This is a genomic window from Streptomyces sp. NPDC044063 (genome assembly GCF_056434285.1).
This window is the reverse complement of sequence record NZ_JBWKFM010000014.1, coordinates 164750-179705: the sequence shown is the minus strand read 5'-3', so window position 1 is coordinate 179705 and position 14956 is coordinate 164750. Positions and strand designations below refer to the sequence as shown.

The window sequence follows — 14956 nt, the reverse complement described above, 5'->3', positions numbered from 1 at the left end:
CGCAGCCCAGGGGTGCCGTACGGATGATCTGACGGATCGTCACATTAAGGCAGTGGGCGGCAATTGGGAACGGCCGGGAGCGAGCCGTCTGCCGGTGGAGTCGGTGGAGTCGGCGGTGTCAGCGGAGTCGGCGGTGTCAGCGGTCGAAGTCCAGCTCCACCCGCTCCGTGACCGGATGAGACTGGCACGCCAGCACGTAGCCGGAGTCCAACTCCTCCCGCTCCAGCGCGAAGTTGCGGTCCATCCGCACCTCGCCCGACACCAGGAACGCCCGGCACGTCCCGCACACGCCGCCCTTGCAGGCGTACGGCGCGTCGGGGCGGTTGCGCAGCACCGTCTCCAGCAGGGACTCGCCGTCCCGCACCGGCCAGCTGCCGCTGCGCCCGTCCAGCGTGGCGGTCACGGCGCTGTGCTCGGGGGCGGGCGCGGCGCCGGTGGTCCGTTCGCCGGGGGCGTCCTCCACGTGGAAGATCTCCTCGTGGATCCGCTCGCGGGCCACGCCCAGGGCGCGCAGCGCCTCCTCGGCGCCCAGCACCAGGCCGTGGGGGCCGCACAGGAACCAGCCGTCGACCGTCTCCACCGGCAGCAGCGCGGGCAGCATCCGGGTCAGCCGCTCGGCGTCCAGCCGCCCGGAAGCGGGGCCGGCCTGCCGCTCCTCGCGGGAGAGCGTCTGTATGAGCTGGAACCGGTCGGGATAGCGGTCCTTGAGGTCGGCCACCTCGTCCAGGAACATCGTCGACGCCGTCGTGCGGTCGCCGCGGACCAGGCTGAACCGGGCTTCGGGCTCCCGGGCCAGCAGCGTGGAGACCATGGACAGCACGGGCGTGATCCCGCTGCCGCCGACGACGGCGGCGAAGTGGCCGGGGCGGGGTTCGAGCACGAACCGGCCGGCGGGGGCCATCACCTCCACCGTGTCGCCCGGGGCCAGCTCCTTGAGGGCGTACGTGGAGAACGCGCCGCCGTCCACCAGCCGCACGGCCACCCGCAGGGTCCGCGGCCCCTCGGGGCCGGGGGCCTGCCCGCAGAGGGAGTAGGTGCGGCGTATCTCCCGGCCGTCGACGGTGCGGCGCAGGGCCAGGTGCTGGCCGGGGAGGTGGCGGAAGTCCTCGCGCAGTGCCGGGGGCACGGCGAGGGTGACGGCGACCGAGTCGTCGGTGAGCGGGTCGACGGCCGCCACTCGCAGGGAGTGGAAGGCGCCATGGCGGGCCGCTGCCATCTACAACTCCTTGAAGTGGTCGAACGGTTCGCGGCATGCCTCGCAGCGGCGCAGGGCCTTGCAGGCGGTGGAGGAGAAGCGGCTGAGCAGGGTGGTGTCGGTGGAGCCGCAGTGGGGGCAGCGGATGGCGAGGGCGACCGGGACCGGGCCGCCCGGCCGGCTCGCCGGGCCCGGGGGAGCGATGCCGAACTCGGCCAGCTTGCGCCGCCCTTCGGCGCTGATGTCGTCCGTGGACCAGGCCGGGGAGAGGACCGTGCGGACGGTGACCTCGCTCTGGCCGCGGTCGCGCAGCACCCGCTCGATGTCCGCCGACATCGCCTCGATGGCGGGGCAGCCGGTGTACGTGGGGGTGAGCTCCACCTCCACCCGGCCGGGCCCCGTGATGTGGAGGTCGCGCAGCACGCCGAGCTCGGCCAGGGTGAGCACGGGCAGCTCGGGGTCGGGGACGGCCCCGGCCAGCGCGCGGAGCTCCTCCTCCAGGGGGGTGGGGGCGCTCACCATGACGCCCCCGGGTGGCTGCGGTGGAGGTGCTGCATCTCGGCGAGCATGCGACCGAAGGGCTCGGTGTGGACGCCCTGGCGGCCCGCGCCCGCCGACCACGCGCCGGCCGCGGGGCCGTCGGGCAGGGCGAGGGTGGCGCGGGAGACCACGTCGGTGACCGTGCTCAGCCAGCCGTCGCGCAGCGCGGACCAGTCCACGGGGAGCCCCTCGACCGGTTCGAAGAGCTCGCCGGTGTACCGCCAGAGGGCGTTCAGGGCGCGCTGCATGCGCTCGTGGCTCTCGGCCGTGCCGTCGCCCAGGCGAAGGGTCCAGTGCGTGGCGTGGTCGCGGTGGTAGGCGACCTCCTTGACCGCCTTCGCCGCGAGCGGCGCGAACGCGGAGCGGCCCTCGTCGGCCAGCTGTTCGTAGAGCAGCTCCTGGTAGGCGGAGAAGTAGAGCTGGCGGGCGATGGTGTGGGCGAAGTCGCCGTTGGGCTGCTCGACGAGCTGAACGTTGCGGAAGGAGCGTTCCTCGCGGAGGTAGGCGAGCTCGTCCTCGTCGCCGGCGAGGGAGAGCAGCACGCGGGCCTGTCCGAGCAGGTCGAGGGCGATGTTGGCGAGGGCGACCTCCTCCTCGAGCACGGGGGCGTGCCCGGCCCACTCACCCAGCCGGTGGGCGAGCACGAGGGCGTCGTCGCCCAGAGCCAGTGCGGCCTTCACAGGTGCTGCACCCCCTCGGGGATGTCGTAGAAGGTGGGGTGGCGGTAGGGCTTGTCGGCCGCGGGCTCGAAGAAGGGGTCCTTCTCGTCGGGGGAGGAGGCGGTGACCGCGGCGGCGGGCACCACCCAGATCGAGACGCCCTCGCCGCGGCGGGTGTAGAGGTCGCGGGCGTTCCGCAGGGCCATCTCCGCGTCGGGTGCGTGGAGGCTGCCGGCGTGGGTGTGCGACAGGCCGCGCCTGCTGCGCACGAACACCTCCCACAGCGGCCAGTCGGTGCCGGTCATGCGCTCGCCTTCCCATGCCGGGCCGCGTACGCCGCGGCCGCCTCGCGCACCCAGGCGCCTTCCTCGTGGGCCCGCCGGCGCTGGGCGAGCCGCTGGTCGTTGCAGGGGCCGTTGCCCCGGAGGACCTGGTGGAACTCCTCCCAGTCGATGGGGCCGAAGTCGTAGTGGCCACGGGCCTCGTTCCACCGGAGGTCCGGGTCGGGGAGGGTGAGTCCGAGGGACTCGGCCTGGGGGACGCAGATGTCGACGAAGCGCTGGCGCAGCTCGTCGTTGGAGTGGCGCTTGATCTTCCAGGCCATGGACTGGGCGGAGTGCGCGGACTCGTCGTCGGGTGGTCCGAACATCATCAGGGAGGGCCACCACCAGCGGTCCACCGCGTCCTGGGCCATGGCGTGCTGGGCCTCGGTGCCCCGGCTGAGGGCCAGCAGGAGCTCGTACCCCTGGCGCTGGTGGAAGGACTCCTCCTTGCAGACGCGGACCATGGCCCGGGCGTAGGGGCCGTAGGAACAGCGGCACAGGGGCACCTGGTTGGTGATGGCCGCGCCGTCCACGAGCCAGCCGATGGCGCCGACGTCCGCCCAGGTCAGCGTGGGGTAGTTGAAGATCGAGGAGTAGCGCTGGCGGCCGCTGTGGAGCTTGTCGAGCAGCTCCTCGCGGCTGGTGCCCAGGGTCTCCGCCGCGCTGTAGAGATACAGGCCGTGGCCGGCCTCGTCCTGGACCTTGGCCATCAGGATGGCCTTGCGCCGCAGCGAGGGCGCGCGGGTGATCCAGTTGGCCTCGGGCTGCATGCCGATGATCTCGGAGTGGGCGTGCTGGGCGATCTGCCGGACGAGGGTGGCGCGATACGCGTCGGGCATCCAGTCGCGTGGCTCGATGCGCTCGTCGGCGGCGACAGCGGCGTCGAACACCGCCTCCGGCGCTCGTGCCTCCGGCGCAGTCGTGGTCATGCCGTGCCCCCTCGTGTCGTTGGTGCCGAAACTCCCTACCGACCGATCGTTCGGTTCAATGGTGGAGCGAGCCCGGTGACGTGTCAAGCCTGTGGAAAACCCGTGGGCGCTGTGCCTCGTGGGACGTCGTCGGTACCGTTCGGGTGCACGCCCACCCGGCGTGCACATGGCATAGGACGCGCCGCACGGGGCGCGGCACACACGCGGCACACACGAATCGGGGCGGGTATGGAGACGGACGTCGGAGGCGAGCGGCCGGGCGGCGGCGCCGGACCGGACGGGCTGTCCCCCCTGTCACGCGTCGTCGTCGCGGCCGGCGCGGCGGTGGTGGCGGTGGTCACGGCCGCGCACCTGGCGATGGTGTTCCTGCACGTGGCGCCCCAGAACACCATCAGCAAGCGGCACGCGGCGGAGATCGACGACTACGTCCTCCCCGAGTTCGAACAGAACTGGAAGTTCTTCGCGCCCAACCCGCTGCAGCAGAACATCGCCGTCCAGGCCCGTGCCGAGCTGCGCGGACCCGACGGCGGCGTCACCGTGACGCCCTGGACCGACCTGTCCGCCCGCGACGGCGCCGCGATCCTCCACAACCCCCTGCCCAGCCACGTCCATCAGAACGAACTCCGCCGCGCCTGGGACTTCTACGCCGGCACCCACGACGGGCAGGAGCGGCCCACCGGCCCGCGCGGCCGCCTCTCCGAGGCCTATGTGCGCCGCCTCGTCGTCTCCCGGCTGGGCGCCGAACGGGGCGGCCGGCCGGTCGACCGCGTCCAGGTGCGGTCGGTGACCGTGGCCGTCGCCCCGCCGCCGTGGAGCGACGAGAAGGCCGACACCCGGCCGGTCCACCGGGTGCTGCCCTGGTGGCCGGTCACCAGCGCCGACCTGGCGAAGGCGGGGCAGCGATGAACGCCACCCTCCAGCGCGGTTTCGCCCGCGTCACCGGCTCCTCCCTCGGCGCGTACCAGACGGCCCTGCTCCGGGTGGGGATCTCCTTCGTCTGGCTGTGCTTCCTGCTGCGCGAGTGGCCCAACCGCCACGAGCTCTACGGTCCCGACGCGCCCTGGGGCTGGGACCTGGCCCGGGAACTGACCACCGGCAACCACGCCTTCACCGCGCTGATGTGGTCCCGCGGCGGCGCCTGGTTCGAGACGGTCTACCTGCTGGCCATCGTCTCCAGCGCGCTGCTGATGCTCGGCTGGCGCACCCGCACCATGTCCGTGTTGTTCATGGTGGGCGTGCTGTCGCTGCAGAACCGCAGCGTCTTCGTCGGGGACGGCGGCGACAACGTCGTCCATCTGATGGCCATGTACATGGTCCTCACCCGCTGCGGGCAGGTCTGGTCGCTCGACGCCCGGCGCGCCGCACGCCGGGCAGGACGGCCGGAGGGGAGCCCCGCGGACCCGGACGTGACCGGCATCGTGCTGTGGACGTTCTGCGGTCTCGCCCTCCTCGCCGCCCAGAGCGCCGGCGCGGCCGGACTGGCGTGGACCGCGGGCGGCCCGCTGCCCGGCATCGGCTGGGCGGCCGCCCTGTGGGGACTGTGGGTGGTCCACGCCCTGTGGTGGCTGGCCGGACGTGCTCCCGGCGAGCCCCGTGCCGTCCTGGACGCGCTGGCCCATCTGGCGCACAACGCCGCCCTGCTGGTGGTCATGGTCGAGGTCTGCCTGATCTACGCCACAGCCGGCTGGTACAAGGTGCAGGGCTCGCGCTGGCAGGACGGCACCGCGCTCTACTACCCGATGCACCTCGACTACTTCTCGCCCTGGCCCGGGCTCTCCCATCTGCTCGCGGCCGGCGGGGTCGTGGTGCTGCTGCTGAGCTACGGCACGGTGGCCGCGCAGGTGGCGTTCCCCTTCACGCTGCTGAACCGGCGCGTCAAGAACGTCCTGCTGGCGCTGATGATGGCCGAGCACGTGGGCATCGCCGTGCTGCTCGGGCTGCCGTTCTTCTCCCTGGCGATGATCGTGGCGGACGCGGTCTTCCTGCCCACGTCCTTCCTGAGGCGGCTGGGGGACGCGGTGCTCCGGCTGTCCGCCCGCGCCCGCCCCGGCCGGCGGTCCGCGGTGCCCACCGAGCCGTCGGTTTCCCCGGCTGCCGCGCCGCCCGCCGGGGAGGAAACCCGTCCGGCCGTTCCCGGCACGCGCCAGGAGGCGCCGCCGGAGGCGGAGAGGACCGCCCCGTAGGCTGATCGGCATGACCGAGGACGACGCCGGCACCGCCGCGCTGCGACAGTGGGCGGCCGCCGCCGGCGACGCCGTGCTGCTCGACGGCTTCCACGCGCTCAAGCACGCCCTGCGCTTCGGGGCCCCGGTGCGGGTGGCCCTCACCGGCGACAAAACGGCCACGCTGGCGCTCGCGGCGGATCTCGCCGACGACCTGACGGGCGTCCTCGACGAGCTGCTGGTCGAGGTGCCCGGGCGGACGCTGCGCGAGCTCGTGCCCCGGGTCCATCCGACGGGCGTGGCCGCCCTGGCCGGCCGCCGGGACCGCCGGGCCAACCTCGACGCCATGTCACGGCTGCCCCGGACGGCGCCCGTCGTCGTCCTGGACAACCCCCGCAACCTCGGCAACGTGGGCGCGGTCGTGCGTCTGGCGGCCGGCTTCGGCGCCACCGGCGTGGTCACCACCGGCGACATGGACCCGTGGCACCCCAACGCCGTGCGGTCGGGCGCCGGCCTCCACTACGCCACGGCCGTCGAGCGGCTGCCCCTGGAGGAGCTGCCGCCCGGGCCGCTGTACGTGCTGGACCCGGAGGGCGACGACATCCGGTCCGTCCCCCTCCCCGACGACGCGCTGATCGCCTTCGGCTCCGAGCGCCACGGCATCTCCCCGGACCTCAGGGAACGGGCGACCCGGCTGGTCGCCCTACCCATGCGGCCCCAGGTGTCCAGCTACAACCTCGCCACCAGCGTCGCCATGGCGCTCTTCCACTGGGGCGGGCCGGGCGGCGCCTGAGCCGGCCCGTGGACCGCTCAGCCCTGCCGGCGCACCTCCACCATCCGGAAGCGCGGCGCCACGAACGCCCCGTCGCACAGCGTGGCGTTGGCCGCCGGGTTGCCGCCCGAGCCGTGGAAGTCGGAGAAGGCGGCGGTCTGGTTGACGTACACCCCGCCGGTGAGGTTGAGGGAGAGCTGGGCGCACTCCTCCAGGCAGGCCTCCTCCACCATCCGCTCGACGTCCGGCGACGTCGTGTAGGCGCCGACCGTCATGGCGCCCTTGTCACGGATCGTGGAGCGCAGCAGCTCCACGGCGTCCGCCGCCGAGTCGACGGCGACGGCGAAGGACACCGGCCCGAAGCACTCCGAGCGGTAGACCGCCTCGCTGTCCGGCTTCGCCCCGTCCAGCTTGACGATGACGGGGGTGCGGACCGTGGCCCCGGGGAACTCGGGGTTGGCCACGGGCCGGGAGGCCAGCACGACCTCGCCGAGGCGCGCGGCGTCGTCGAGGCGGGACTTCACGCCGTCGTTGACGATGGCGCCCAGCAGGGCGTTGGCCCGGGCGTCGTCGCCCAGCAGCCCGTCCACCGCGCCGGCCAGGTCGGACACCACCTCGTCGAAGGTCTTGTGCCCGGCGTCGGTGCCGATGCCGTCGCGCGGGACGAGGAGGTTCTGCGGGGTGGTGCACATCTGGCCGCTGTAGAGCGACAGGGAGAACGCGAGGTTGGAGAGCATGCCGCGGTAGTCGTCGGTGGATTCCACGATCACCGTGTTGACCCCGGCCTTCTCCGTGAAGACCTGGGCCTGGAGGGCGTTCTCCTCCAGCCAGTCGCCGAAGGCGGTGGAGCCGGTGTAATCGATGATGCGGATCTCCGGGCGCACGGCCAGGGTCCGGGCGATCCCCTCGCCGTCCCGCTCGGCCGCCAGCGCCACCAGGTCGGGGGAGAACCCGGCCTCCCCCAGCACCTCGCGGGCGATGCGCACGGTGAGCGCGAGCGGCAGCACCGCGCGCGGATGCGGCTTGACCAGCACCGCGTTGCCGGTGGCGAGCGAGGCGAAGAGCCCGGGGAAGCCGTTCCACGTGGGGAAGGTGTTGCAGCCGATGACCAGCGAGACGCCGCGGGGAACGGCCGTGAACCGCTTGTCGAGCTCCAGGGGGTCGCGCTTGCCCTGCGGCTTGACCCACCGGGCGGAGGCGGGCACGGCGGTCTGGGCGTCGTAGGCGTAGGCGACCGCCTCAAGGGCGCGGTCCTGGGCGTGCGGGCCGCCGGCCTGGAAGGCCATCATGAACGCCTGTCCGCTGGTGTGCATGACGGCGTGCGCGAACTCGTGCGTCCGGGCGTTGATCCGGGCCAGGATCTCCAGACAGACGGCCGCCCGGGCCTTGGGGCCGGCGTCCCGCCACGCGGGCATGGCCGCCCGCTGGGCCGGCAGCAGGACATCGATGTCGGCGTGCGGATACTCCACGCGCAGCTCCAGGCCGTAGGGCGAGGACTCCGTGGCCGTCCAGCCGTCGGTGCCGGGCTGGTCCAGCTCGAAGCGCCCGCCGAGCAGGGCGTCGAAGGCGGCCTTGCCCGCGGCGGCGTCCAGGCTGCCGGGCACGCCCTCGGGGCCGTAGGCCTTGGGGTGCTCGGGGTACGGGGACCAGTACGCGCGGGCGCGGATCGCGGCCAGCGCCTGGTCGAGCGTCGGGAGGTGCTTCTCGGTCAACTGCGCGGTGGTGAGTGCGGCGGTCACGACTGACCAACTCCTCGTCGAGCGGGGCTCCGATACGGGGGACCGACAGCACCCCCGGTGGATACAGTAACCGAACGATCGGTCGGGACAAGGGGGCCCGGCGAACCTGTGGACAACTCATCGGGGAGGATCACTGCCATGACCGCAATCGACCCGGCCCGCACCGTCTCGGTCGTCGGTACCGGGACCATGGGCCAGGGCATCGCCCAGGTCGCCCTGCTCGCGGGGCACACCGTGCGGCTGTACGACGCGGCACCGGGCCGCGCGGCGGAGGCCGGACGCGGCATCGCCGCCCGCCTCGGCCGCCTCGTGGAGAAGGGAAAGCTCGGCGCCGCTCGCCGGGACGCGGCGCTGGAGCGCCTGCGCCCCGCCGAGGAGCTCGCCGAACTCGCCGACTCGGCGCTCGTCATCGAGGCGATTCTCGAACAACTCGACGTCAAACAGAAGCTGTTCGCACAGCTGGAATCGGTCGTCCCGGACGACTGCCTGCTCGCCACCAACACGTCCTCCCTCGCCGTCACCGCCGTCGGCGGCGCCCTGCGCCGGCCCGGACGTCTCGTCGGTCTGCACTTCTTCAACCCCGCCCCGCTGATGCCGCTGGTGGAGGTCGTCAGCGGCCTCGCCACGGACGCGGCGGCCGCCGACCGCGCGCACGCCACCGCGGCAGCCTGGGGCAAGACGCCGGTGCGCTGCGCGGACACCCCCGGCTTCATCGTCAACCGGCTCGCCCGGCCCTTCTACGCCGAGGCCTTCCGGGTGTACGAGGAGGGCGGGGCCGACCACGCGACCATCGACGCGGTGCTGCGGGAGTGCGGCGGCTTCCCCATGGGCCCCTTCGAACTCACCGACCTCATCGGCCAGGATGTGAACAACGCCGTCACCCATTCGGTGTACGAGGCCTTCTTCCACGACCCGAAGTTCACGCCGTCGCTGGCCCAGGGGCGCCTGGTGCAGGCCGGGCTGCTGGGGCGCAAGACGGGCCGTGGTTGGTATGACCACGGCGAGGGCGCCGTGCGGCCCGAGCCGCACACCGCCGCGCCGTGCGAGGCGCCCGCGGAGATCGGCTGGCACGGCACGCCCCCGGGCGTGTGCGCACCGCTCCGCGCCATGATCGAGGACGCGGGCGTCAAGGTCGCCGCGGACCGCGCTCCGCACGGGGACGACTGGTATATCGCCCTGCCCGGCGGCACTCGGCTCACGCTCACCCGGGGCGAGGCGGCCACGTCGCAGGCCGCCCCGGCGCGCATCCACTTCGACCTCGCGCTCGACTACCGCTCCTGTGCCCGGGTCGCCCTCGCCCCGTCCGAGACGGCCCCGGAGGAGGACGTGCGGGCGGCCATCGGCCTGTTCCAGGCCCTCGGCAAGAAGGTCAGCGTCATCGGGGACGCCCCGGGCATGATCGTCGCCCGGACGGTCGCCCTGCTCGTCGACTTCGCCGAGGACGCCGTGGGGCGGGGCGTGGCGAGCCGCGAGGACGTCGACATCGCCATGCGCGCGGGCGTGAACTATCCTCGCGGCCCCCTGGAGTGGGCCCGCGAGCTGGACACCGACTGGCTCGAACAGTTCCTGCGGAACATGGACCACGAGTACCCGGGCGGCCGCTACGCCGCCTGCCAGCCCCTCCGCCGCCGTGCGGCCGTCGAAGAGAGCCTGCTGTAATCATGACCATGGCCAAGCGAGACACCTACACGCCCGAATCGCTGCTCGCGGTCGCCGTCACGGTGTTCAACGAGCGCGGCTACGACGGCACGTCCATGGAGCACCTCTCCAAGGCGGCCGGGATCTCCAAGTCCTCCATCTACCACCACGTGAAGAGCAAGGAAGAGCTGCTCCGGCTGGCGATAAGCCGCGCTCTCGACGGCCTCTTCGCCGTCCTGGACGAGCCCGGGGCGGTGAACGGACCGGCGATCGACCGGCTGGAGTACGTCACCCGGCGCACGGTGGGCGTGCTCCTGGCCGAGCTGCCCTATGTGACGCTGCTGCTGCGCGTGCGGGGCAACACCGGCACCGAGCGGTGGGCCATGGAGCGCCGGCGCGAGTTCGACCACCGGGTCGCCGCGCTGCTGAAGGAGGCCGCCGCGGACGGCGACCTCCGGCCGGACGTGGACGTCCGGCTCGCCACCCGGCTGCTCTTCGGCATGATCAACTCGGTCGTCGAGTGGTACCGCCCGGACCGCGGCAACGCCGCCACCAGCGACGAGGTCGCCGACGCCGTCGTCCACACGGCGTTCTCCGGCCTGCGCGTGTATCGCTGACGGTCCACTATCGCTAACGGTCCACGTCGAGGGGACGGTCCCGGTCGGCGTGGCGGTCCTCCTTGAGGTCCGTCTCCTCGAAGACCAGCAGCGTCCGGGTGCTCAGCACGTCGTCGATCGCCTGGATGCGGGTCAGCACCAGCTCGCGCAGCGCCCGGTTGTCCTTGGTGTGCACCAGCATCAGGACATCGAAATCGCCGCTGACCAGGGCGATGTGGGCGACCCCCGGCAGCTCCCTGAGCTGTTCGCGGACCGTCCGCCAGGAATTCTGGACGATCTTCATCGTGATGTACGCCGACGCGCCGTGCCCGGCCCGCTCCTGGTCGATCCGGGCGCCGAAGCCGCGGATGACCCCGTCGTCGATGAGCCGGTTGATACGGGCGTAGGCGTTCGCCCGGGACACGTGCACCCGCTCGGCCACGGACCGTATCGAGGCCCGGCCGTCGGCCTGGAGCATGCGCAGGATCGAGCGGTCGATCTCGTCGAGCGGACGGGCGGGTGGCCTGCCGCCCGACATGGCCATCTGTTCGTCCGGCATACCGCCATGCCTCCCCTTCATGGACGCCCTGCCCATATCTCAGGCTGTGGAGAACCGTTTGTCCACAGGCTCGGGCCGCCTGTAGCCAAAAAGTGCCGACGACCGAACAATCGGTAGGGAGAGCGCAGGACGCTTTCCGGTCAAGCTCGTCCCCAAGAGGAGGTGCTCGCCATGACGGTTCTGGAGCAGCCCGGCTCGTACCGGCCCACCCCGCCCCCGGCCTGGCAACCCCGTACCGACCCCGCGCCGCTGCTGCCCGACGCGGAGCCCTACCGTCTGCTGGGCACCGAGGCCGCCGACCGCGTGGACCCGGAGCTGCTGAAGCTGCTGCACGGCCACCTCGTGCGCGGCCGGCGCTACAACACCCAGGCCACCGCTCTGACCCGGCAGGGCCGGCTGGCGGTCTACCCCTCCTCCACCGGGCAGGAGGCCTGCGAGGTCGCGGCCGCCCTGGTCCTGGAGGAGCGCGACTGGCTCTTCCCCAGCTACCGCGACACCCTGGCCGCCGTCGTCCGCGGCCTGGACCCCGTCCAGGCCTTGACCCTGCTGCGCGGCGACTGGCACACGGGGTACGACCCCCACGAGCACCGCGTCGCCCCCCTGTGCACCCCGCTGGCCACCCAGCTGCCCCACGCGGTCGGCCTCGCCCACGCCGCGCGGCTCAAGGGCGACGACGTCGTCGCGCTGGCCATGGTCGGTGATGGCGGCACCAGCGAGGGCGACTTCCACGAGGCGCTCAACTTCGCCGCCGTCTGGCGGGCCCCGGTCGTCTTCCTCGTCCAGAACAACGGCTTCGCGATCTCCGTCCCGCTCGCCAAGCAGACCGCCGCGCCCTCCCTCGCCCACAAGGCCGTCGGCTACGGCATGCCCGGTCGCCTGGTCGACGGCAACGACGCCCCGGCCGTCCATGAGGTCCTCACCGAGGCCGTGCACCGGGCCCGCGCCGGCGGCGGGCCCACCCTGGTCGAGGCCGTCACGTACCGCGTCGACGCCCACACCAACGCCGACGACGCCACCCGCTACCGCAGCGACGCCGAGGTCGAGGCCTGGCGCGCCCACGACCCGGTCGACCTGGTGGAGCGCGAGCTCACCCGTCGCGGCCTCCTCGACGAGGACGGGATACGGGCCGCGCGGGACGCCGCCGAGCACATGGCCGCCGATCTGCGCGAGCGCATGCATCGCGACCCGGTGCTCGACCCGATGGAATTGTTCACACATGTTTACGCCGAGCAGACTGCCCAACTGCGCCGGCAGCAAGCACAATTGCGTGCTGAGCTGACTGCCGCGGGGGAGCTCCCGGGCAGCCTCCAGGAGGGCGGCCCCCAGGAAGGAAGGCAGCGATGACCACCGCGCCCGCCGCCACCGGCCGCAAGCCCGTCACCATGGCGCAGGCCCTCGGCCGCGCCCTGCGCGACGCCATGACCGACGACCCTGCCGTCCACGTCCTCGGCGAGGACGTCGGCACCCTGGGCGGCGTCTTCCGGATCACCGACGGGCTCGCCAAGGAGTTCGGCGAGGACCGCTGCACGGACACGCCGCTGGCCGAGGCCGGCATCCTCGGCACGGCCATCGGCATGGCCATGTACGGGCTGCGGCCCGTCGTGGAGATGCAGTTCGACGCCTTCGCCTATCCCGCGCTCGAGCAGCTCATCAGCCACGTCTCCCGCATGCGCAACCGCACCCGCGGCGCCCTGCCCATGCCCATCACCGTGCGCGTCCCCTACGGCGGCGGCATCGGCGGCGTCGAGCACCACAGCGACTCCTCCGAGGCCTACTACCTGGCCACACCGGGCCTCCACGTGGTCGCCCCCGCCACCGTGGCCGACGCCTACGGACTGCTGCGCGCCGCGATCGCCTCGGACGACCCGGTGATCTTCCTGGAGCCCAAGCGGCTCTACTGGTCCCGGGCCGACTGGGACCCGGAGCACCCCGAGCCGGTGCCCGGCATCGGCCGCGCGGTCGTCCGCCGCCCCGGCACTTCCGCGACGCTCATCACCTACGGGCCCTCGGTGCCCGTGTGCATGGAGGCGGCGGAGGCGGCCACGGCCGAGGGCTGGGACCTGGAGGTCGTCGACCTGAGGTCGCTGGTGCCCTTCGACGAGGAGACCGTCTGCGCCTCCGTGCGCCGCACCGGCCGGGCCGTGGTCGTCCACGAGGCCCCCGGCTTCGGCGGTCCCGGTGGGGAGATCGCCGCCCGGGTCACCGAGCGCTGCTTCCACCACCTGGAGGCACCGGTGCTGCGCGTCGCGGGGTTCGACATCCCGTATCCGCCGCCCATGCTGGAGAAGCACCATCTCCCCGGCGTGGACCGGGTGCTGGACGCGGTGGCGCGGTTGCAGTGGGAATCGGAATGGACCGTCGACGAGGATGAGAGTGGTGCGCGCTGATGGCCGTCGTGCGCGAGTTCACGCTGCCCGACCTGGGTGAAGGACTCACGGAGGCACAGGTCGTCCGCTGGCTGGTGGCCGTCGGCGACGTCGTCACCGTCGACCAGCCCGTGGTCGAGGTCGAGACGGCGAAGGCGATGGTGGAGGTCCCCTGTCCCTACGGGGGCGTGGTCACCGCCCGCTTCGGCGACGAGGGCACGGAACTGCCCGTCGGGGCACCGCTGCTGACGGTCGCGGTGGGCGAACGCTCCCCGGACGCCCCGGACGCCCCCGCCGGCGTGGCCGGCGACGGCGACAGCGGTGGTGACGACAGTGGCGAGGACGGCGGTGGCTCGGGCAATGTGCTCGTCGGCTACGGCACGCAGGCGCCCGCCGCGCGGCGCCGCAGGGTCCGGCCCACCGCCCGCGACGGAGCGCCCGCCGCCGAGCGGGTCCCCGTGCCCACCACCCTGGCGGTCATCTCCCCGCTGGTCCGCCGGCTCGCCCGTGAGCGCGGCGTCGACCTCGCCCATGTGCGCGGCAGCGGCCCCGACGGGCTGATCCTGCGCGCCGACGTCGACCGGGCGGCCGAGGCGGCCCGGGTGGTGTCCGCGGCCCCGGCGCCCCTGGAGGCGCCCGCCGGCCCCGCGGCCCGTACGGGTGCCCGGACCGGCCGCCGCGGCCCGGCGGGCCGCCGGACGGCCGACGGACCGCGCGTCCCGCTGCGCGGCGCGCGCGGCGTCGCGGCGGAGAAGCTCAGCCGCAGCCGCCGGGAGATACCCGACGCGACCTGCTGGGTGGACGCGGACGCCACCGAGCTGCTGGCGGCCCGCCGCGCGATGAACGCCTCCGGAGGGGCCAAGGTGTCCCTGCTGGCCCTCCTGGCGCGCATCTGCACGGCGGCGCTGGCGAAATACCCGGAGCTCAACGCGACCGTCGATGTCGAGGCGCAGGAGATCGTCCGGCTGGCCGACGTCCACCTGGGGTTCGCGGCCCAGACCGACCGGGGCCTGGTCGTGCCGGTCGTACGGGACGCCGGCGCGCGCAACGCCGTCGAGCTGTCGGTCGAGATGGCCCGGCTCACCGAGGCCGCCCGGGCGGGCAAGCTCAGCCCGGCCGAGCTGACGGGCGGCACGTTCACCCTGAACAACTACGGGGTGTTCGGCGTCGACGGCTCCACGCCCATCATCAACCACCCGGAGGCGGCCATGCTCGGCGTCGGCCGGATAGCCCCCAAGCCCTGGGTGCACGAGGGCGAGCTGGCGGTGCGGCAGGTGGTGCAGCTGTCCTTCACCTTCGACCACAGGGTGTGCGACGGCGGAACGGCCGGCGGGTTCCTCCGGTACGTGGCCGACTGCGTGGAGCAGCCCGCGGTGCTGCTGCGGACGGTCTGACACGGTCCGACGCGGGCGGTACGGGTGGCCCGACGCGGACGGCTGACCTGGACGGCTGACGCGGACGGTCCGACGGGGGCGGCC

General features: G+C 73.4%; 15 protein-coding genes. 8 read left to right on the top strand and 7 right to left on the bottom strand.

The genetic code is table 11. The annotated features are described in order from the left end of the window. Positions 1-136: 136 nt before the first annotated feature. From AC07BS_RS19470 to paaA, 5 genes are read right to left on the bottom strand one after another with little or no spacing between them, the layout of a single operon-like run. Complete coding sequence (locus AC07BS_RS19470; protein WP_478649144.1) at positions 137-1216, bottom strand: 2Fe-2S iron-sulfur cluster-binding protein; 1080 nt, start codon at positions 1214-1216, stop codon at positions 137-139. After that, positions 1217-1717, bottom strand: coding sequence for a 1,2-phenylacetyl-CoA epoxidase subunit PaaD (gene paaD, locus AC07BS_RS19465; RefSeq protein ID WP_478649141.1), 501 nt, complete (start codon positions 1715-1717; stop codon positions 1217-1219). Next, positions 1711-2415 (bottom strand): 1,2-phenylacetyl-CoA epoxidase subunit PaaC, encoded by a 705-nt coding sequence (gene paaC / locus AC07BS_RS19460; RefSeq protein ID WP_478933372.1) that lies wholly within the window; start codon positions 2413-2415, stop codon positions 1711-1713. The genes paaD and paaC overlap by 7 nt, the downstream gene beginning before the upstream one ends. After that, positions 2412-2699, bottom strand: a complete 288-nt coding sequence (gene paaB / locus AC07BS_RS19455; protein ID WP_478649135.1) for a 1,2-phenylacetyl-CoA epoxidase subunit PaaB — start codon at positions 2697-2699, stop codon at positions 2412-2414. Before paaB ends, paaC begins: the two co-directional genes overlap by 4 nt. Next, complete coding sequence (gene paaA, locus AC07BS_RS19450) at positions 2696-3646, bottom strand: 1,2-phenylacetyl-CoA epoxidase subunit PaaA (RefSeq protein ID WP_478649133.1); 951 nt, start codon at positions 3644-3646, stop codon at positions 2696-2698. The genes paaB and paaA overlap by 4 nt, the downstream gene beginning before the upstream one ends. 228 nt (positions 3647-3874) lie before the next feature. Between paaA and AC07BS_RS19445 the strand changes: the two genes are divergently transcribed. The 3 genes from AC07BS_RS19445 to AC07BS_RS19435 are packed head-to-tail and all read left to right on the top strand — an operon-like array spanning position 3875 to position 6601. Further along, positions 3875-4552, top strand: a complete 678-nt coding sequence (locus AC07BS_RS19445; protein WP_478933369.1) for a DUF5819 family protein — start codon at positions 3875-3877, stop codon at positions 4550-4552. Then, positions 4549-5829 carry an HTTM domain-containing protein gene (locus AC07BS_RS19440; RefSeq protein ID WP_478933367.1) on the top strand — a complete coding sequence of 427 codons (1281 nt, stop codon included), beginning with the start codon at positions 4549-4551 and terminating at the stop codon, positions 5827-5829. The genes AC07BS_RS19445 and AC07BS_RS19440 overlap by 4 nt, the downstream gene beginning before the upstream one ends. Positions 5830-5839: 10 nt before the next feature. Beyond that, on the top strand, positions 5840-6601 hold the full coding sequence (locus AC07BS_RS19435; RefSeq protein WP_478933365.1) for a TrmH family RNA methyltransferase: 762 nt from the start codon (positions 5840-5842) through the stop codon (positions 6599-6601). Positions 6602-6618: 17 nt separating this feature from the next. On the opposite strand, the gene paaN is transcribed toward AC07BS_RS19435, so the two are convergent. Beyond that, positions 6619-8319 carry a phenylacetic acid degradation protein PaaN gene (paaN, locus tag AC07BS_RS19430; RefSeq protein WP_478933363.1) on the bottom strand — a complete coding sequence of 567 codons (1701 nt, stop codon included), beginning with the start codon at positions 8317-8319 and terminating at the stop codon, positions 6619-6621. A 138-nt stretch (positions 8320-8457) separates the two neighbouring features. Here paaN and AC07BS_RS19425 point away from each other — a divergent pair, with 138 nt between their 5' ends. Next, a complete protein-coding gene (locus AC07BS_RS19425) occupies positions 8458-9978 on the top strand; it encodes a 3-hydroxyacyl-CoA dehydrogenase (RefSeq protein WP_478933362.1) in 1521 nt (506 codons plus the stop codon). 2 nt (positions 9979-9980) lie between these two features. Beyond that, positions 9981-10574, top strand: a complete 594-nt coding sequence (locus AC07BS_RS19420) for a TetR/AcrR family transcriptional regulator (protein ID WP_478933360.1) — start codon at positions 9981-9983, stop codon at positions 10572-10574. Between the two features lie 13 nt (positions 10575-10587). Here AC07BS_RS19420 and AC07BS_RS19415 read toward each other — a convergent pair whose 3' ends face one another. Then, positions 10588-11112: an Lrp/AsnC family transcriptional regulator gene (locus AC07BS_RS19415; RefSeq protein ID WP_478649118.1), complete on the bottom strand. Its 525-nt coding sequence runs from the start codon at positions 11110-11112 to the stop codon at positions 10588-10590. A gap of 171 nt (positions 11113-11283) precedes the next feature. Here AC07BS_RS19415 and pdhA point away from each other — a divergent pair, with 171 nt between their 5' ends. The 3 genes from pdhA to AC07BS_RS19400 are packed head-to-tail and all read left to right on the top strand — an operon-like array spanning position 11284 to position 14872. Then, positions 11284-12456 carry a pyruvate dehydrogenase (acetyl-transferring) E1 component subunit alpha gene (gene pdhA, locus AC07BS_RS19410; RefSeq protein WP_478933358.1) on the top strand — a complete coding sequence of 391 codons (1173 nt, stop codon included), beginning with the start codon at positions 11284-11286 and terminating at the stop codon, positions 12454-12456. Next, on the top strand, positions 12453-13499 hold the full coding sequence (locus AC07BS_RS19405; protein ID WP_478933356.1) for an alpha-ketoacid dehydrogenase subunit beta: 1047 nt from the start codon (positions 12453-12455) through the stop codon (positions 13497-13499). Before pdhA ends, AC07BS_RS19405 begins: the two co-directional genes overlap by 4 nt. Continuing rightward, the gene (locus tag AC07BS_RS19400) at positions 13499-14872 is read left to right on the top strand and encodes a dihydrolipoamide acetyltransferase family protein (protein ID WP_478933354.1); all 1374 of its coding nucleotides are present in this window, start codon (positions 13499-13501) and stop codon (positions 14870-14872) included. Before AC07BS_RS19405 ends, AC07BS_RS19400 begins: the two co-directional genes overlap by 1 nt. Positions 14873-14956: the final 84 nt, after the last annotated feature.

Coding starts and splice junctions, on each gene's coding strand:
- AC07BS_RS19445 (WP_478933369.1), top strand. CDS start 3,875: ATGGAGACGGACGTCGGAGGCGAGCGGCCGGGCGGCGGCGCCGGACCG.
- AC07BS_RS19405 (WP_478933356.1), top strand. CDS start 12,453: ATGACCACCGCGCCCGCCGCCACCGGCCGCAAGCCCGTCACCATGGCG.
- AC07BS_RS19425 (WP_478933362.1), top strand. CDS start 8,458: ATGACCGCAATCGACCCGGCCCGCACCGTCTCGGTCGTCGGTACCGGG.
- paaA (WP_478649133.1), bottom strand. CDS start 3,646: ATGACCACGACTGCGCCGGAGGCACGAGCGCCGGAGGCGGTGTTCGAC.
- AC07BS_RS19470 (WP_478649144.1), bottom strand. CDS start 1,216: ATGGCAGCGGCCCGCCATGGCGCCTTCCACTCCCTGCGAGTGGCGGCC.
- AC07BS_RS19440 (WP_478933367.1), top strand. CDS start 4,549: ATGAACGCCACCCTCCAGCGCGGTTTCGCCCGCGTCACCGGCTCCTCC.
- pdhA (WP_478933358.1), top strand. CDS start 11,284: ATGACGGTTCTGGAGCAGCCCGGCTCGTACCGGCCCACCCCGCCCCCG.
- paaB (WP_478649135.1), bottom strand. CDS start 2,699: ATGACCGGCACCGACTGGCCGCTGTGGGAGGTGTTCGTGCGCAGCAGG.
- AC07BS_RS19420 (WP_478933360.1), top strand. CDS start 9,981: ATGACCATGGCCAAGCGAGACACCTACACGCCCGAATCGCTGCTCGCG.
- AC07BS_RS19400 (WP_478933354.1), top strand. CDS start 13,499: ATGGCCGTCGTGCGCGAGTTCACGCTGCCCGACCTGGGTGAAGGACTC.
- paaD (WP_478649141.1), bottom strand. CDS start 1,717: ATGGTGAGCGCCCCCACCCCCCTGGAGGAGGAGCTCCGCGCGCTGGCC.
- AC07BS_RS19415 (WP_478649118.1), bottom strand. CDS start 11,112: ATGCCGGACGAACAGATGGCCATGTCGGGCGGCAGGCCACCCGCCCGT.
- AC07BS_RS19435 (WP_478933365.1), top strand. CDS start 5,840: ATGACCGAGGACGACGCCGGCACCGCCGCGCTGCGACAGTGGGCGGCC.